At 30.2% G+C, this 2,079-nt stretch carries 1 protein-coding gene; it reads left to right on the top strand.

Features of this window, described 5'->3' with window-relative positions; genetic code table 11:
• Positions 1-497: 497 nt before the first annotated feature.
• Complete coding sequence (locus DW103_RS11105) at positions 498-1,874, top strand: S41 family peptidase (protein WP_122276110.1); 1,377 nt, start codon at positions 498-500, stop codon at positions 1,872-1,874.
• The last annotated feature ends 205 nt before the right edge of the window (positions 1,875-2,079 follow it).

Genomic DNA, 2,079 nt, shown 5'->3' with positions numbered 1-2,079 from the left:
ACCGTCGTAAGGCCTTACGACAATTATCGAAAGGCAAATCGAACGGCTGCAAAGATACAACAGAAAGAGGCAAATTGTTCATTTCACCTTGATTATTTGCTGTTTTTGCCGATTGCCTTTGATAAAGAAATGAATGGAAAATTTGATTTGTGAGGTTTTATATCAAGGGGTGTACATTGTGATGGAGTCGTAACGATTGGGTTTTTGCAATATACAGATTACAAAAATAGGGGATTTGAGAATGATGGTGTTAAACAATGTTGTCTGTATGAAAATCAATGATTGTTTTTTTTGTTGTATACGATATAAACGATATATTTACATGCAATGAGAAATAATGATAGATTATTGGTGCAGTATATTGTTTTATAGAATATAATTGCTTTACAGCGGAGACGATGATTGTGAATTTTGAGTTGGTATCGTGTTAGCTGACGATAAATTATCAATAGTAGGTACACGTTTTTGTTATACTTAAATGTAATATTTATTGCGTTATGAAATATATTATTGTCTTGATATTTTCAATGAATATCTTATATTCTTATTCTCAGATTTTATCTTTGAAAGAGATGAAATCTGATATTGATTACTATTTTACTATTTTAAATAATGAACATCCTGATCTTTATAGAAAATACACGAAAAATCAGTACGATTTACTTTATAAAAATATTATTTCTGAAATTAAAGATAGTATGTCATGTGTCGATTTTAATAGGATTTTATTAAAAATGAATGCATATACAGATAGTCATACATCTATCTCATCTAATAGAATATGGGGAAAATATATGAATCGTGATATTCTGCCTTATTTCCTAATCGATACATCTTCTTTTTCTTTATTATTAAATGGTGATTCTGTGATTTCTATTAATGATGTCAAGGTGAATAAAATAGTTGAAGAAATTTATAATACATGTAGTTGGGAAGAAAATGTACTGTTAAAGGAAAGTAATGTTAATTTTTATCTTCCATATTATTTTTCAGCTTTTTATAATATCACAGAACCTTATTCTATTCTCAGAAAAGATATGAAAACGGGAGCGATTTACAGAGATACTGTTAAAGTAAATATAAAGAAAAATAGAATAGGAGCGCCACATGTGAATTTTGAATTTTTAGAAGGCGATTCTATTGCTGTATTACATTATAATTCATGTGATTTGATTTCTATGATATATAAACGTGCATTATCTAAAGCTTTTGAGGTGATTAAGAAGAATAATGTTAAATATTTATTTATAGATGTGGCTAAAAATGGTGGTGGAGGTTCAAGTAGTAATGAACTTATATTTGAACATCTGAATAGTAAAAAAAGTAAAATTGAAATATTACGGAAGTTTAATAAATCTATGATTGATGTGGCTTTGAAAGAAGACATGGAGGCACGTGAGGAATATCTATCAACTAAAGGAGTGTCATGGTTGGAACGTTTAGTTTTGAAAAATGAGCTTAGAAAAATGAAAAGGAAATCACCTTGTTATTTGAAAACTGGAACGATGGTTCTAAAAGAAGTATACCCTAAAAATACGAAAGGTTTTGATGGCTCTGTTTTTGTTATTCAAAGTAGAGCTACTTATTCGGCCGCAGTTGACTTTGTCGAAGCATTTCGGAGAAGGAGAATGGGGATAGTAGTAGGGGAAAAGCCTGGCTTACCGATTGGATATTGTGGAAACGTAAAAGAAGATGTTCTACCCTATTCCAAGATTTCTATTCACTATTCATCTGCGTGTGCTACTTGTTTTCCGTTAATTGAAACAGATGAAAATGGTTTTCTCGTTCCCGATATACCATATGATGTTTATAATCGGGAATTGGGTGTAGAGGATTATTTGAAAATAATAGAGATGAGTCATCATTTTAAATAAGACTACAATCTTTTTTGCTGTTTGTGAAGTTGTATTGGATAAGGCCGTATGATTGAAGTTGAAAATAATGAGATGGCATGAAAAACAAATTGTGCAAAAGTTTTGCCAATCAAAATTTAATACTTAAATTTCAACGTCCAAACCAATAGATTGACGGATATGAACACTTCTTCAGCCGCATACACAGTATTTTTGATACTTAGCA

It is taken from the genome of Parabacteroides sp. AM08-6 (assembly GCF_003473295.1).
Classification (GTDB): domain Bacteria; phylum Bacteroidota; class Bacteroidia; order Bacteroidales; family Tannerellaceae; genus Parabacteroides.
The sequence above is the reverse complement of the archived record's forward strand: the minus strand, read 5'-3'. Positions and strand labels throughout refer to the sequence as shown.